12 protein-coding genes are annotated in these 13,498 nt (G+C 65.6%); 7 read left to right on the top strand and 5 right to left on the bottom strand.

Annotated features, from left to right (window positions below; all coding sequences use genetic code 11):
• The first annotated feature begins 98 nt into the window (after positions 1-98).
• From glnK to BTHE68_RS09695, 3 genes are all read left to right on the top strand, one after another.
• Positions 99-437, top strand: a complete 339-nt coding sequence (gene glnK / locus BTHE68_RS09705; RefSeq protein WP_061179489.1) for a P-II family nitrogen regulator — start codon at positions 99-101, stop codon at positions 435-437.
• A 200-nt stretch (positions 438-637) separates the two neighbouring features.
• Entirely contained in the window at positions 638-2,395 is a 1,758-nt protein-coding gene (locus BTHE68_RS09700; protein ID WP_162066142.1) for a cation:proton antiporter, read from the top strand.
• A 127-nt stretch (positions 2,396-2,522) separates the two neighbouring features.
• Positions 2,523-3,950, top strand: coding sequence for a gamma-glutamyl-gamma-aminobutyrate hydrolase family protein (locus BTHE68_RS09695; RefSeq protein WP_162066141.1), 1,428 nt, complete (start codon positions 2,523-2,525; stop codon positions 3,948-3,950).
• A gap of 79 nt (positions 3,951-4,029) precedes the next feature.
• Here the strand turns inward: BTHE68_RS09695 and BTHE68_RS09690 are convergent, their stop codons facing one another.
• The 3 genes from BTHE68_RS09690 to BTHE68_RS09680 form a co-directional block, all read right to left on the bottom strand.
• A complete protein-coding gene (locus BTHE68_RS09690; protein WP_162066140.1) occupies positions 4,030-4,731 on the bottom strand; it encodes a DUF2968 domain-containing protein in 702 nt (233 codons plus the stop codon).
• 52 nt (positions 4,732-4,783) lie between these two features.
• Positions 4,784-5,815: a hypothetical protein gene (locus tag BTHE68_RS09685; protein ID WP_162066139.1), complete on the bottom strand. Its 1,032-nt coding sequence runs from the start codon at positions 5,813-5,815 to the stop codon at positions 4,784-4,786.
• Positions 5,816-5,998: 183 nt separating this feature from the next.
• A complete protein-coding gene (locus tag BTHE68_RS09680; RefSeq protein ID WP_232077871.1) occupies positions 5,999-6,577 on the bottom strand; it encodes a GNAT family N-acetyltransferase in 579 nt (192 codons plus the stop codon).
• A 118-nt stretch (positions 6,578-6,695) separates the two neighbouring features.
• On the opposite strand from BTHE68_RS09680, the gene BTHE68_RS09675 reads away from it, so the two are divergent.
• Positions 6,696-7,991, top strand: a complete 1,296-nt coding sequence (locus tag BTHE68_RS09675; protein WP_162066138.1) for an MFS transporter — start codon at positions 6,696-6,698, stop codon at positions 7,989-7,991.
• Positions 7,992-8,042: 51 nt separating this feature from the next.
• On the opposite strand, the gene BTHE68_RS09670 is transcribed toward BTHE68_RS09675, so the two are convergent.
• Positions 8,043-9,902, bottom strand: coding sequence for a tetratricopeptide repeat protein (locus BTHE68_RS09670; RefSeq protein ID WP_174258005.1), 1,860 nt, complete (start codon positions 9,900-9,902; stop codon positions 8,043-8,045).
• Between the two features lie 136 nt (positions 9,903-10,038).
• Here BTHE68_RS09670 and BTHE68_RS09665 point away from each other — a divergent pair, with 136 nt between their 5' ends.
• The 3 genes from BTHE68_RS09665 (at position 10,039) to BTHE68_RS09655 (ending at position 13,215) form a co-directional block, all read left to right on the top strand.
• A complete protein-coding gene (locus BTHE68_RS09665) occupies positions 10,039-10,383 on the top strand; it encodes an ArsR/SmtB family transcription factor (RefSeq protein WP_061179498.1) in 345 nt (114 codons plus the stop codon).
• Between the two features lie 24 nt (positions 10,384-10,407).
• Positions 10,408-11,382 (top strand): cation diffusion facilitator family transporter, encoded by a 975-nt coding sequence (locus BTHE68_RS09660; protein WP_162066136.1) that lies wholly within the window; start codon positions 10,408-10,410, stop codon positions 11,380-11,382.
• A 69-nt stretch (positions 11,383-11,451) separates the two neighbouring features.
• On the top strand, positions 11,452-13,215 hold the full coding sequence (locus tag BTHE68_RS09655; RefSeq protein ID WP_162066135.1) for an FAD-dependent monooxygenase: 1,764 nt from the start codon (positions 11,452-11,454) through the stop codon (positions 13,213-13,215).
• 34 nt (positions 13,216-13,249) lie between these two features.
• Here BTHE68_RS09655 and BTHE68_RS09650 read toward each other — a convergent pair whose 3' ends face one another.
• On the bottom strand, positions 13,250-13,495 hold the full coding sequence (locus BTHE68_RS09650) for a formate dehydrogenase subunit delta (protein WP_162066134.1): 246 nt from the start codon (positions 13,493-13,495) through the stop codon (positions 13,250-13,252).
• Positions 13,496-13,498: the final 3 nt, after the last annotated feature.

Here is a 13,498-nt window from a genome sequence, read left to right as displayed (position 1 = left end):
TTGCTCGATGAAACGCGGCTAGAATCGAAAACATCTGTCCCGCGCGGGACACGACCTTTTCTCGAATCCCTTGAATCGATATTTACGCGAGGCACGCCATGAAACGCATCACCGCCGTCATCAAACCGTTCAAGCTCGACGAAGTTCGCGAAGCGCTCGCGGAAGTGGGCCTCACCGGTCTCACGGTCACTGAAGTGAAGGGCTTTGGCCGCCAAAAGGGGCACACTGAGCTTTATCGTGGTGCAGAGTATGTCGTCGACTTCCTGCCGAAGGTGAAGATCGAAGTCGTCGTCGCGAACGATCAAACCGATCAGGTCATCGACGCGATCATCGGCGCCGCGCGCACCGGCAAGATCGGCGACGGCAAGATCTTCGTCGCCGATGTCGAGCGCGTGATCCGCATCCGCACCGGCGAGGAAAACGAAGCGGCGGTCTGAGCGCTGCGTCACTTCGCCTGACTCCGGCCCGCCATTCGCGCGGGCCTTTCTTTCTCCGTCTTTCCCGCGCGCGCATGCACCAGCGCGAGGCGCGTCATCGTCCCCGATTTTTTTCGCCCGTATTTGTTGCCTGAGCGCAGGAATGCGCCATCCGTGCGGTAACATCGAATTCCGGTTATATCTTTGTAAGGAACTGTTTGATGCATCACGCGATCGGCTTCATCCAGGATCTGGCAGTGATCATGGCCATCGCGGGTCTCGTGACGGTGCTGTTTCATCGCCTGCGGCAGCCGGTCGTGCTCGGCTATATCGCGGCGGGAGTGATCATCGGGCCGTACACGCCGCCGTTCAATCTGATCCACGACGAAGCGACGATCCAGACCCTCGGCGAATTGGGCGTCGTTTTCCTGATGTTCTCGCTCGGGCTCGAATTCAGCCTGCGCAAGCTGTTCAAGGTCGGCGCGACGGCGTTCGTCGCGGCGCTCTCGGAAATCGTGCTGATGATCTGGGTCGGCTACGAGATCGGGCGCTGGTTCGGCTGGAACGCGATGGACTCGCTCTTTCTCGGCGCGATGCTCGCGATCTCGTCGACGACGATCATCGTGAAGGCGCTCTCCGAGCTGGGCATGAAGGGCGAGCATTTCGCGCAGATCGTGTTCGGCATTCTGATCGTCGAGGACATTCTCGCGATCGCCATGCTCGTGCTGCTGTCCGGCATCGCGCAGACGGGCTCGGTGAGCGCGGGCGTCGCGGTCGTCACGCTCGGCAAGCTGCTGCTCTTCATGACGGTGTCGCTGGTGATCGGCATTCTCACCGTGCCGCGCGCGCTCAATTATGTCGCGCGAGCCAAGAGCGACGAGATGCTGCTCGTCACGGTGCTCGGCTTTTGTTTCGGCTTCTGCCTGCTCGTCGTGAAGCTCGACTATTCGATCGCGCTCGGCGCATTCCTGATCGGCGCGATCATGGCGGAGTCGAAGCATCTCGCGCGCATCGAGCATCTGATCGCGCCGGTGCGCGACATGTTCTCGGCGATCTTCTTCGTCACCATCGGTCTGTTGCTGAATCCGACGGTGCTCGTCGACTATGCGTGGCCGATCGCGGTCATCACGATCGCGGTCGTGCTCGGCAAGATCGTGTCGTGCGGGCTCGGCACCTTTCTCGCGGGCAAGGACGGGCGCACGTCGATGCGCGTCGGCATGAGCGTCTCGCAGATCGGCGAGTTCTCGTTCATCATCGCGTCGCTGGGTTTGTCGCTGAAGGTCACGAGCAGCTTTCTGTATCCGATCGCGGTGGCCGTCTCCGCGCTCACGACGCTCTTCACGCCGTATCTGATCCGCGCCGCCGATCCGCTCACGGCGCGCCTTGCGCGCGCGATGCCCGCGCCGCTCGTGCATACCTTCGGGCTGTATTCGCAATGGCTCGCGAGCCTGACGCCCGCGTCCGGCGGCCCGACGCTGTTCTCGATGACGCGGCGCATCGTGCTGCAGATCGCGGTGAATCTCGCGCTCGTGGCGGCGATTTTCCTCGGCGCATCGTATGCCGCGCCGTTCGCGTCGGGCTATCTCGCGCGCTGGCTCGACACCGACAACGCGCGACGCGTCGTGTTGTGGGGCGCGGCGCTCGTCGTCGCGTTGCCGTTTCTGGTCGCGGTCTATCGCAAGCTCGACTCGCTCGCGCTGCTGCTCGCCGAAGTGAGCGTGCAGCCCGCGAAAGCGGGGCGCTTCACGAGCGCGATCCGCTCGGCGATTTCCGGGCTGATTCCGATCGTCGCGATGTTCGGCGTCTTTCTGCTGGTCGCGGCGCTGTCGGGCGCGATCCTGCCGCCGTTCGGCCTGATGATCGGCGTGCTGCTCTGCGCGGCGCTGCTGCTGACGGTGCTATGGCGCTGGTGCGTGAAAATCCACGCGACGATGCAGATCGCGTTGCGCGAAACCTTCGAGGAGCCGCGCGACCATTGAATGGAATCGTGCGACGGGTTCCCGCGATAATGTGACCAAATGTGTGGTGGTTTGCCCCCGCGCGGGTCGGAGGCGGATAATCGGGGTTGGTCCATTCTCCTATGGCGCTCGCGCGCCTGAATCCGGAATGAGCGATAACAAAACGTCCAACGACGCAAGCAACACCGACGCACGCCGAAGCGGCGCCGATTCCCAGGCGGCAGACGGACCATCGGGCGCGAATCCCACCGCGCCGCCCGCAGCGGCGGCGGCGGCCTCGGCGCCCGGCCCCAAGGCGAGCGCGACCGAACGGGCATCGACGGACGCGCCTTCGAGCGCATCGAACGTGGAGCCGGTCGACACGGCCCAGGCGCGTCGCGACGACGCCCAGCAGGCGGCCCGCGAAGCGCGCGCATCGGCGGCGAGTGCGACCGCCGCGCAGGAAGCCTCGGTGCGCGACAAGCAGCGCGCATCGGCCAACACCAAAGCGAGTCTCGCCGAAAATCTCGAAGCCGCGACCGAAGCGGAAGCCGCGAGCACGGCCAATTCGCAATCCGCCGCGACCGATTCTCCGACTGGCCGCACCGTTCCGCCGCCCGCCGTCGGCATGCCGCCGGCCTTTTCCGACGCGCCGGATTTCGGCAAGCTCAATCCGCCGGTCGCGCCGCCGCCCGAACAGGCGGCCGCGCCGGCCCAGCCCGCGTATCTCAAGCAGTCCGACTCGGCGTGGTCGGTGTTCGGGCGCATCGTCGCGGCGCGCGCGCGTCAGATCTTCGATCGCGCGGGGCAGCGCATCACGCAGCGCACGTTGCGCATCGGCGTGTCGGCGCGCATCTTTCACCCCGAACCGGGAGCGAAAGGGCTGCGCGGCAAGACGCTGCAATATCTCGAGGAATCGATCGCGCACTGGGTCATGTCGCGCGATGTGCTCGTCTTCATGATTCCGACGGTCGGTCATCAGGGCATGCTCCATCCGAGCAATATCCGTCTGCGCGACTACGCGAAGCATCTCGACGGCCTTCTTCTGCAAGGCGGCGCCGACGTTTCTCCGCAGTCCTACGAGGAGAGAACGACGCGTCCGGAATGGCCGGGCGACCGCGTGCGCGATATGTACGAGCTGGAGCTGCTCCACGAGTTCGTCGAGTCGGGCAAGCCCGTGCTCGGCGTGTGCCGTGGCTGTCAGCTGATCAACGTGGCGTTCGGCGGCACGCTCTACGGCGACATCGCCACCGATGTGCCGACCGCCGGCATCCACGTCAATGAGAAATACGACCAGCATCGCCACTCGATCCGCTTCCCCGATGGCTCCACGCTCGTCAACATGTTCCCGAACCAGCGCGAGGCGATCGTCAATTCGATCCACCATCAGGCGGTGAAGACGCTCGGGCGCGATCTGAACATCGAGGCGGTGTCGGCGTCGGACGGGATCATCGAGGCGGTGCGGTACCGGAAGTCGCCGTTCGTGGTCGGCGTGCAGTGGCACCCGGAGTTTCATCGCGCGGGCGGCGCGGAACTGCTCGACTGCACGCCGCTGCTCGACACGTTCCTGCGCGTCGCGCGCGAGACGCGGTTCTAGTTTTTTCGGCAGACTGCAAACGACGAAGGCCCGCTCGATTCGAGCGGGCCTTCGTGTTTGTCGCGTGTGTGCGGATGAATCAGCGCGAGGTCACCGGCGCGAGTCCGGCTTCCGTCTGCTTCTGAAGCTGTTCGACCTGCAACTGCAGCGCGCGCAGCTTGCGTTCGGCTTCGAGCTTGTCCGTCTGCAATACGGCCGACTCCGCCTGAAGCTGCTGCTGACGCTGCGTCACTTGCGAATCCTGCTGCTGCGCGAGCGCGAGGTCGGCGGTAAGGCGGTTCGCCCGATCCGCCGATTTCGCGATCACGCGTTCGAGCAGCGCCTTCTGCGCCTGCAGTTGCGTGCGGCTGATTTCACCATCGGCGAGATCGAAGCTCTTGCGCGCGAACTGCGCGTAGATCGATTCCGCGCGGGCCGCGTCCTGCGTCTTCACGACGCGCCACCAGCGTTCGTCCTGCGAGAGCGCGACGTAGTACAGCATCTCCGATGTGAGGAAGAAGAGCTTCGCGCCGTAGCTGCCGTTGCGCGTCGCGCGCAATTCCGTGAGGCTTCCCGCCTGGACGAGATTCTGCAATTCGGCGATATTGCCTTCGACGCGCGGTGCGTTGGAATCGGCGTTCAGGTCGGACAGATCCTCGGGCGCGGCCGCTGGCTGAACTGCCTTTTCGGCCACCTTGGCCGCCTCGGGAGCCGCGAACGTGCTCGCGAGTGGCGCAAGGATGCCGCACAGGGACAAGGCGAGCGTGAGAGTCGCGTAATGGAGATAACGTAGTTGCTTCATGTTGGCGTCGTGGCCGGAAGGGTTGATCGGCTGTCGGTGCGTGATGCGCTGCTTAGCGCGCTCCGTTCTCGGCAGCGTGGCCGGACGGGCCCGCGTTGCTGTCGAGGGTCGGTGAATGCTGGAGCATCTGATAGAGCGCGGTCGGGTCCATCGACGTAGCGGCTTTCGATGTCCGTCTCGTCTGTGCCTGGACCGATGTCGCGCGCGCATGCGGCATGACCTCGTGCCTCGCGACGTGTTCGAAGCGCTCGATGCGCTCGACCGCCGTGTGGGCGTGAGCTGGCGCGGGCTTCGCTCGCGGAACGTGGACGGTCCTGATGTGCCCCTCGGGCTTCCGGTCGCCGACTGCGGCCACGGCGACCGGACGCCGGGCCGATTTCTTCGGCGCCGTCGCGCCAAGCACGGATTCGAGTCGTATCGCCCCTGAATCGGTCGCTTTGCTGGCGCGGAGTTTCGTGCTCGCAATCGTGGCGGCTGGCGGTGCCGGCAAGTCCGGTGTCGCTTCGACCTTCGCAAGCGCGCTCGGCGTGGACGCGGCGGCGGGGAGCGTCGTCGGGGCTGGTGCGGGCGCGACAGCATCCGGATGAGCGCGCGTCCCGATATTTTCGGCGGACGCGGGGCGCGTGTTGCGTGTCGAGCCCGGTCCAAGCCCGAACAGCAACCATACGATGAGCACGCCGCACGCAGCAGCGATGGCGGTGGCGACCGGCTTGCTGAAGCCATGCCTGCGGGCGGCCGCCGGCGCGCCGACCTCCAGATGAATCGGTTCGGCGCGGAAGTCGTCGGCGTGGGTGGTGGTCTGCGGAACCGCTAGCAGGCTCAGCATCGCGGGGGGCAGATGATCCCGTGCGAAAACCGCCCACAGACTCGCGGGACGATAGGGCGAACGCCGGTCGGACAGGGCGAGCGCGGGCACGTACGCGGTATCGAGGCGCGCCGCGAACAGCGCATATTCGAACTGCGATTGAGCCGGGCGCGAACGTATGGGCGACCACTCGAAACCGAAGTTCAACAACGGGTCCGTCAGTGCGCGCAGCGTCGGCAGACGCAGATTGCCTTCCACTACGATCAAGGGTTCGGTCATGAAGATTCCACATGCGTGCGCCCGGGCGCGGACAACGAAACAGCCCGCCCGGACCTTCGTGGCCGCAGAAGACAGCACCGCGGGTCGGCGCGAGGATAGTCGGAAATTCGACCCGCGATGATACGAAACGGTTAAGCGCGCGACGACCAGAAGATTCCTATTGTCTATTTTTGACAGGAATGCTTATTGACCGATCTGGTGTTCTTGTGCTTGTTCCTGGTCGAGCGGAAACACGTAACGCAGTGAAAAGAGATCGATGCCCGCCATATGGTCCGCTTCGCGCGCGGCCCGTTTCCAGCCGCGCGACTCGTAGAAGCCAATCGCCGCCGCGTTCTGCTCGAGCACGTAGAGATGCAACTGCCGCGCACCGCGCCCGCGGGCCCAGCGCGCCGCTTCGTCGAGCATCACGGTGCCCGTGCCGAGACCGCGACGCCCGGGCAGCGCATGAAGGTTGTCGACGAGCACGCTCCCCGTCTCGTCCGGCTCCACGACACAGATGAAGCCGACGGCATCGCCCTCATGCTCCGCGATGAACACGCTGGCCGCGCCGGCCTCGACTTCCTTTATGCGCGCCTCCCAGTGAGCCGCGCGTTCGGCCTGCAGATCGCGATCGAGGTAGCTGTCCGGCAGGATGCCGCGATACGCCGATGCCCAGCTGCGCGTGTGCATCGACGCAATGAGCGCCGTATCGGCCGATGTCGCCGCGCGCAGCGAAATTTTCGCGTCCAGTTTCTGTTCGGATGTCAGCTTAAAGTTGGGCATATGTAACCGTATTTTAATGTTGATTTAGGCGAAATTAAACGAAGTTGTGTGCAGGCGCGGGCGGGGAGGCGTTAAAATCGAGCGCATCGCGAGTGCGTTCACCGATTCCGGGAAAGTCATGTCCACGACCCACGTCACACCAGCCAACGAATCCAAGTTCAAGTCGGTCTTTCGCGTCGTCAGCGGAAACTTCCTTGAAATGTACGACTTCATGGTCTACGGCTACTATGCCTCGGCGATTGCCAAGACCTACTTTCCGAGCGGCAACGAATTCGCCTCGCTGATGCTCGCGCTGTCCGTCTTCGGCGCGGGCTTTCTGATGCGGCCGGTCGGCGCCATCGTGCTCGGCGCGTACATCGACCATCATGGCCGGCGCAAGGGCCTGATCCTCACGCTCGGGCTGATGGCGGTCGGCACCGCGTGCGTCGCGCTCGTGCCGGGCTATGCGACCATCGGTGCGCTGGCGCCGATCATCGTGCTGGGCGGGCGGCTGCTGCAAGGCTTCTCGGCCGGCGTCGAACTGGGCGGGGTGTCGGTGTATCTGTCCGAGATCGCCACCAAGGGGAATAAGGGTTTCTATTGTTCGTGGCAGTCCGGCAGCCAGCAGGTCGCCGTGGTGTTCGCGGCGCTGATCGGCGTGATCATGAACCGCCTGCTGCCGCCCGAGCAGATGACGGCCTGGGGCTGGCGCGTGCCGTTCCTGATCGGCTGTCTCATCGTGCCGTTTCTCTTCATCATCCGCCGGTCGCTGCGCGAAACCGACGAGTTTCTCGCAAGGAAGCATCGTCCGGGCATGGGCGAGATCGCGCGCTCAATCGCGCAGAACTGGGCCATCGTGCTCGCCGGCATGGGCATGGTCATCATGACGACGGTGTCGTTCTACATGATCACCGCGTACACGCCGACCTTCGGCAAGGAAGTCCTGAAGCTCTCCGCCGTCGATGCGCTCGTCGTGACGGTATGCGTCGGCATCTCGAATCTGGTCTGGCTGCCGCTGATGGGCGCGCTGTCGGATCGCGTCGGGCGGCGTCCGGTGCTGCTCGTGTTCACGATTCTCACCATTCTGACGTCGTATCCGGTGGTGCAATGGCTGGTTGCGGACCCGTCGTTCCTGCGTCTCTTGATGTGCGAACTGTGGCTGTCGTTCCTGTACGGCAGCTATAACGGCGCGATGGTGGTCGCGCTGACGGAGGTCATGCCGGTCGAAACGCGCACGACCGGTTTCTCGATGGCCTACAGCCTTGCAACGACGATCGGTGGTTTCACGCCGGCGATCTCCACGTATCTGATCCATGCGACCGGCAACAAGGCCGCGCCGGGTCTGTGGATGGGCCTCGCCGCGATCTGCGGCCTGATCGCGACGCTCGTGCTGTATCGCTCGCCCGAGGCGCGCAATCAGTACAAGACGGCCTGACGGAAGCGGGCGTCCCAGAAAAAATCCCTCGCCGGAAAAGCGAGGGATTTTTTACGCCGGAACCGCAGCCAGCGCCGCCGCCGTTTCCTCGATCACTTCCCGCCATTGCCCCGGCGCGCGCTGCCGCACGAGACGTGCATCCGGATACCACGCGCTGTCGTTCGACACGACGCCCCAGCGCCAGTCGGCGGCGAATGGCAGCATCACCCAGACCGGCTTGCCGAGCGCGCCCGCGAGGTGCGCGACGGACGTATCCACCGACACCACGGCGTCCAGGCGATCGACGATCGCGCCGGTATCCGCGAAGTTTTCGAGGCGTCCTTCCAGCAGATGGATCGATTTCGTGTTCGGATGCGCGCGTAACACGTCGCGCTCGCGTCCGGTGAGGAACGGCTGGAGCACGATCCAGTCGATGCCGCCGAGCGCGAAGAGCGGGGCGAGTTCGGAAACCGGCACCGAACGCGTCTCGCCCGGCTGCATCCGTCCCGACCACGTGATGCCGATCTTGCGCCGCTCCTGGCCGCCGATCGACCCGCGCCACTTGCGCCGGTAATCGGCGGGCACGACGAGATAGGGCGCGCGCGCCGGAATCGAATCGGGCGAAGTCATGCCGAGCGCGAGCGGCAGGCTGAGAAGCGGGCAGAACGCGTCGGCGGCCACCGCCGTGCCATCCGATTTGCTTTTCAGCTCGACGCGTGCGGCATGCGCGGCGGGCGCGAGCAGCGGCACGAGCGCGGGTTGCACTTCCAGCACCAGCTTGCCGACGAGCTTCGCCGCGAACGGCACGAAGCGCGCGAACTGCAAGGTATCGCCGAAACCCTGCTCGGCGCGTACGAGCAGCGTGCGGCCCGGCATCGCTTCGCCTTGCCAGCGCGGCAAGGACGGCGCGGGTTCGCTGCCGGGCGTCTGCAGACGCCATTCGTAGCCGGCGAGACCGCGCGCGTAATCGCCGGTCGCGAGCAGCGCGAGGGCGCGGTTCAGATGCGCGGCGGGCATCGAAGGATCGATGCGCAACGCCATCTCGAACGCGCGCAGCGCCGCGCGATGCGCCCCGAGCGCCAGATGCGTGTTGCCGAGACACAGCCACGCGACGCCGTATTTCGGATCGAGTCCGACCGCACGCTCGAAGTGGAGCACGGCCTGATCGTGACGGCCGAGCTTCGCGAGCGCGTGACCGAGCCCGAAATAGCCCGGCGCGAAGTGCGGCTGCAACGCGACCGCCTTTTGCAGCACGGGCAGCGCGTCATCGGGATGGCCGTTCGCGTCGAGCAGATTGCCGAGATTGAAATGCGCGGCGACGTAATTCGGCTCGACGTCCAGCGCCGCGCGAAAGTGCGCGATGGCGCCGAGCGTGTCGCCGAGCGCGTTGAGCGCCATGCCGAGATTGTTGTGCGCGCCGGCATGGCGCGGGCGCAGCGCGAGCGCGCGCTTGAACGCGTGCGCGGCGTCCTTGAAGCGGCGCAGCCCGGAGAGCGCATTGCCGAAGTTGTTCCACGCGGCGGGATCGTTGGGCTGCAGGCGCAGCGCCTTTTCGAACGCATCGGCGGCGTCTTCGTGGCGGCCGGCCGCCGTGTAGGCGTTGCCGAGGTTGTACTGCGCGAGCGGGAAACCCGGCGCGAGCGTGAGCGCGTTACGAAACCGTTCGATCGCGTCGTCGAGGCGGCCAAGCGCCTTCAACGCGTTGCCGAGATTGAGCTGCAGACCGGCATCGCTCGGACGCAGGTCGACGGCGCGACGCACGAGTTCGGCCGCCTCCGCGTGCTGGCCTTGCTGATGGCGCAGCACGCCGAGGTAGTGAAGGGCGTCGACGTGTTCGGGTTCGGCGGCGAGCGCGGCCTGATAGTCGCGCTCCGCGTCGGTCAGGCGGCCGTCACGATGGGCCGCGAAACCGCGGGCGAATACGGTGTCCATGACGGGAAACTTCTGGCCGGGAAAAAGCAAACCCCGCATTTTCCCACACCCGCGCCGCCGCTCCGGAAAGCGCGATTGACATGTTGCGGCGATGGCACTTAACATCTGAACAGCTATTCATACGTTGTCGATATCCGTGTCTGCCGATTCGCCTCCCGCCGCCAGCCCGATCACCTCCGATGACCGCGTCGTGCCGCTCGCCGACCTGTTCCGCCTGCTAGGCGACCCGACGCGCTTGCGCATCGTCCTCGCGTGCGTCGAGCAGAGGCGCGCGGTCGGGGCGATCGCGGAGTTGCTCGGGCTGTCGGCGTCGCTCGTGAGCCATCACTTGCGTCTGTTGCGCGCGGCGCGCATCGTGCGGGCCGAACGCCAGGGCAAACAGGTCTTCTACGTGGCCGCCGACCGCCACATCAGCGCGATGCTGGGGGAGTTGCTGGAGCACATCGCGGAGCCGCAGGCCGACGCCAGCGATATCGAATGAAACGCACCGAACGATGAGCACGCCATGAGCACGCATCAACACGAAGAACACGAACATCACGACGGGCACGCGCACGGCCACGAGCACGGGCACGGCCATCATCACCATCACGCGCCGCAGGCGGGGCAGGGCCGCACGTTCGCGCTCGCGGTCGCCCTGAACGTGGTGATCGTGGTCGTGCAGGCGATCTACGGCTTTCTCGCGCATTCGACCGCGCTGCTCGCCGATGCCGGCCACAATCTCTCCGACGTGCTCGGCCTGCTGCTCGCGTGGGCCGCCGTGTGGCTCGGCAGGCGTCAGCCGAGCGCACGCTATACGTTCGGTCTCGGCAGTTCGTCGATTCTCGCGTCGCTCGCCAATGCCGCGCTGCTGCTGTTCGCGTGCGGCGCGATCGTCCTCGAAGCGATCCAGCGGCTCATCAATCCGGCGCCGGTCGCGGGGCTCGACGTGTTCATCGTCGCGACGCTCGGCATGGTCGTGAACGGTTTTTCCGCGTGGCTCTTCATGCGCGGCAGCAAGGACGACCTCAACGTGCGCGGCGCGTTCCTGCACATGGCCGCCGATGCCGCGATCTCCGCGGCCGTCGCGGTGAGCGGTCTCATCATCCTGTTCACGGGCGCGAGCTGGCTCGATCCGCTGATGAGCCTGATCGTCGTGTCGGTGATCGTCTACGGCACCTGGGGACTCGGGCGCGACGCGATGCGCCTCGCGATGGCCGCGGTGCCGCCTTCCGTCGACCTGTCGCGTATCGAGCGGTATCTGCAGCAGCTTCCCGGCGTACGCGACGTGCACGACCTGCACGTCTGGGCGCTTTCGACGACCGAAAACGCGCTCACCGTGCATCTCGTGATGCCGCAAGGCCATCCCGGCGATGCGTTCGTGCAGGACGTCGTGAAGACGCTGCGCGGCGAGTATTCGATGCATCACGCGACCGTGCAGGTGGAGTTCGGCGAATCGTGTCAGGCGTGCGTGCTCAACGAGCGCGGGCACGCCCACTGAGGTTCCGGCGTGCCGAAAGCGGGAGGCGCGGGCGTACACTAGGCATCGTGACGTTTCAGGGAGGACCGCATGTTTGCGCCAAAGCTGAATCCGAACGACAAGCTGGACGTGGCGCCCGTTCTGATCGTCGGCGCCGGTCCGACGGGCCTCGCCGCCGCGATGAGCCTCGCGCGTGCGCACATTCCGGTCAGGCTCGTCGACCGTGCGCGCGAGCCGTCGCCGCATTCACGCGCGATCGGCATTCAGGCCCGCACGCTGGAGCTTTTCGAGCAGCATCGTGTCGTCAAACCGTTTCTCGAACTCGGCCATCGCGCGCGCGTCGCGAATCTCTATTCCAATGGCCAGCGCCTCGCGCGCCTCGACTTCGATCCCCTGCAGACGCGTTATCCGTATCTGCTCTTTCTCGAACAATCGCAGACCGAACGCCTGCTCGCCGAGCATCTCGCGGGTCATCGCGTCATGGTGGAGCGTGGTGTCGAAGTGGTCGATTTCTCGCAAGGTTCAGCGGGCTTGCAGGCGACGCTGCGTCATCCGAACGGACGCGATGAACTGTTGCGGCCTTCTTATCTGATCGCCGCCGACGGCGCGCACAGCTTCGTGCGGCATCGGCTCGGCATCGGCTTCGATGGCAAGACCTTCGATCAAACCTATCTGCTCGCGGATCTGCAAGCGGACTCCGACTGGCCCGACGACGAGTTCCATATCTTCGCTTCCGGCGAAGGGCTCGCCGCGCTCTTTCCGATGGGCGGCGACCGCGCCCGCCTGATCGCCGATCTGCCCGCGCCGCTTGCGAGCGCGGTGAATGCAGTGAACGCAGTGAACGCGGCCAACGCGGCGGACGGGAAGACTGGCCCGACGCTCGACGAATGCCGTGCGCTGGTCGAGCGGCGCGTGCATCACAAGGTCGCGCTGTCGAACCTGACATGGTCGTCGTACTTTCATTTGAACAGCCGCATGGTCGACAGGCTGCGCGTGGAACGCGTGTTCCTCGCGGGCGATTCGGCGCACGTGCATAGTCCGGCCGGCGCGCAGGGCATGAACACCGGCATTCAGGAAGCGTTCAATCTCGGCTGGAAGATCGCGCGCATGCTGGCGGGCGGCGCGCCCGAGCGGCTGCTCGACAGCTATCACACGGAGCGGCATCCGATCGAGCGCGACGTGCTGCGTCAGTCCAGCATGCTCACGCAGATGGCCGGCGCCGAGCACGGCCCGATGAAACTGATGCGCGAGCACGTGATGCCCGCGCTCGCGGCGATCGGCCCGTTGCGCGACGCGATGCGGCGCACGGTGAGCGAGCTGTCGATCAACTATCGCAAGAGTCCGCTCACGCTGGAGCGTCTGCTCGATGGCGGCCCGCGCGCGGGCGAGCGTGCGCCCGATGCACGTGTGCATGTCGTGGACGGACCGCTCGGACGCGTGCCGGGCGTCGGCTGTCTCTACGATCTGCACGACCCCGGCTGCTTTTCGCTCTTTCTGCTCGTGAATCCCTCCGGCGAGGACGATATCGCGCTCGCGCCCGCGACCATCACCGTGGCGCACGCGATGCGCGATCCGGATCTCGATGGCTTCGTGAAAGCGCTCGATAACATCATGCCGAACGCGGTGCGCGTCTGGCGCATCACCGATACGCATGGCGAGGGCGCGAATTCGCTGACGGACAACTACGGCCGCACGCGGCCCGCGTTCTATCTCGTGCGTCCGGATGGATACATCGCCGCGCGCGGGCGCGCGCCATCGGACGTGCATGGCCTGCTGCGCCATTGCGAAACGTGGTTCGGCGCGCAGGACACGAGTGCGGAACGCAAAGCGGAACGCGAGTATCGCGAAGATTGAAAAAAAGCCCTGCGGTGCAGGGCTTTGAGCGGGTTCAGGCGGTAGCTGTCTTCGGCATCAAATCCGCCTTGTGCAGCTTGAGCGCCTCCAGCACGATCGGCTCCATCGTGGCGCTCGCTTGCGGGTCGTCGAGCGCGCCGAGAATCGCGAGCCGCATGCGCGGCTCCCAGAAGCGCCGGATATGCTCCGCGATGCTGTCGACGGCTTCGGCACGGTCCGGCATCGAATCGAAGAATTCGCCGATGCGGTTCGCCATCTCGATCAGGTTATCGACATCCATTTG

This window comes from Burkholderia sp. THE68, from assembly GCF_009938265.1.
GTDB lineage: Bacteria > Pseudomonadota > Gammaproteobacteria > Burkholderiales > Burkholderiaceae > Caballeronia.
The sequence above is the reverse complement of the archived record's forward strand: the minus strand, read 5'-3'. Positions and strand labels throughout refer to the sequence as shown.

Excerpts from the sequence above, each read along its gene's own strand:
- BTHE68_RS09670 (WP_174258005.1), bottom strand. The coding sequence starts at position 9,902 with ATGGACACCGTATTCGCCCGCGGTTTCGCGGCCCATCGTGACGGCCGC.
- BTHE68_RS09660 (WP_162066136.1), top strand. The coding sequence starts at position 10,408 with ATGAGCACGCATCAACACGAAGAACACGAACATCACGACGGGCACGCG.
- BTHE68_RS09675 (WP_162066138.1), top strand. The coding sequence starts at position 6,696 with ATGTCCACGACCCACGTCACACCAGCCAACGAATCCAAGTTCAAGTCG.
- glnK (WP_061179489.1), top strand. The coding sequence starts at position 99 with ATGAAACGCATCACCGCCGTCATCAAACCGTTCAAGCTCGACGAAGTT.
- BTHE68_RS09655 (WP_162066135.1), top strand. The coding sequence starts at position 11,452 with ATGTTTGCGCCAAAGCTGAATCCGAACGACAAGCTGGACGTGGCGCCC.
- BTHE68_RS09650 (WP_162066134.1), bottom strand. The coding sequence starts at position 13,495 with ATGGATGTCGATAACCTGATCGAGATGGCGAACCGCATCGGCGAATTC.
- BTHE68_RS09700 (WP_162066142.1), top strand. The coding sequence starts at position 638 with ATGCATCACGCGATCGGCTTCATCCAGGATCTGGCAGTGATCATGGCC.
- BTHE68_RS09690 (WP_162066140.1), bottom strand. The coding sequence starts at position 4,731 with ATGAAGCAACTACGTTATCTCCATTACGCGACTCTCACGCTCGCCTTG.
- BTHE68_RS09695 (WP_162066141.1), top strand. The coding sequence starts at position 2,523 with ATGAGCGATAACAAAACGTCCAACGACGCAAGCAACACCGACGCACGC.
- BTHE68_RS09685 (WP_162066139.1), bottom strand. The coding sequence starts at position 5,815 with ATGACCGAACCCTTGATCGTAGTGGAAGGCAATCTGCGTCTGCCGACG.
- BTHE68_RS09680 (WP_232077871.1), bottom strand. The coding sequence starts at position 6,577 with ATGCCCAACTTTAAGCTGACATCCGAACAGAAACTGGACGCGAAAATT.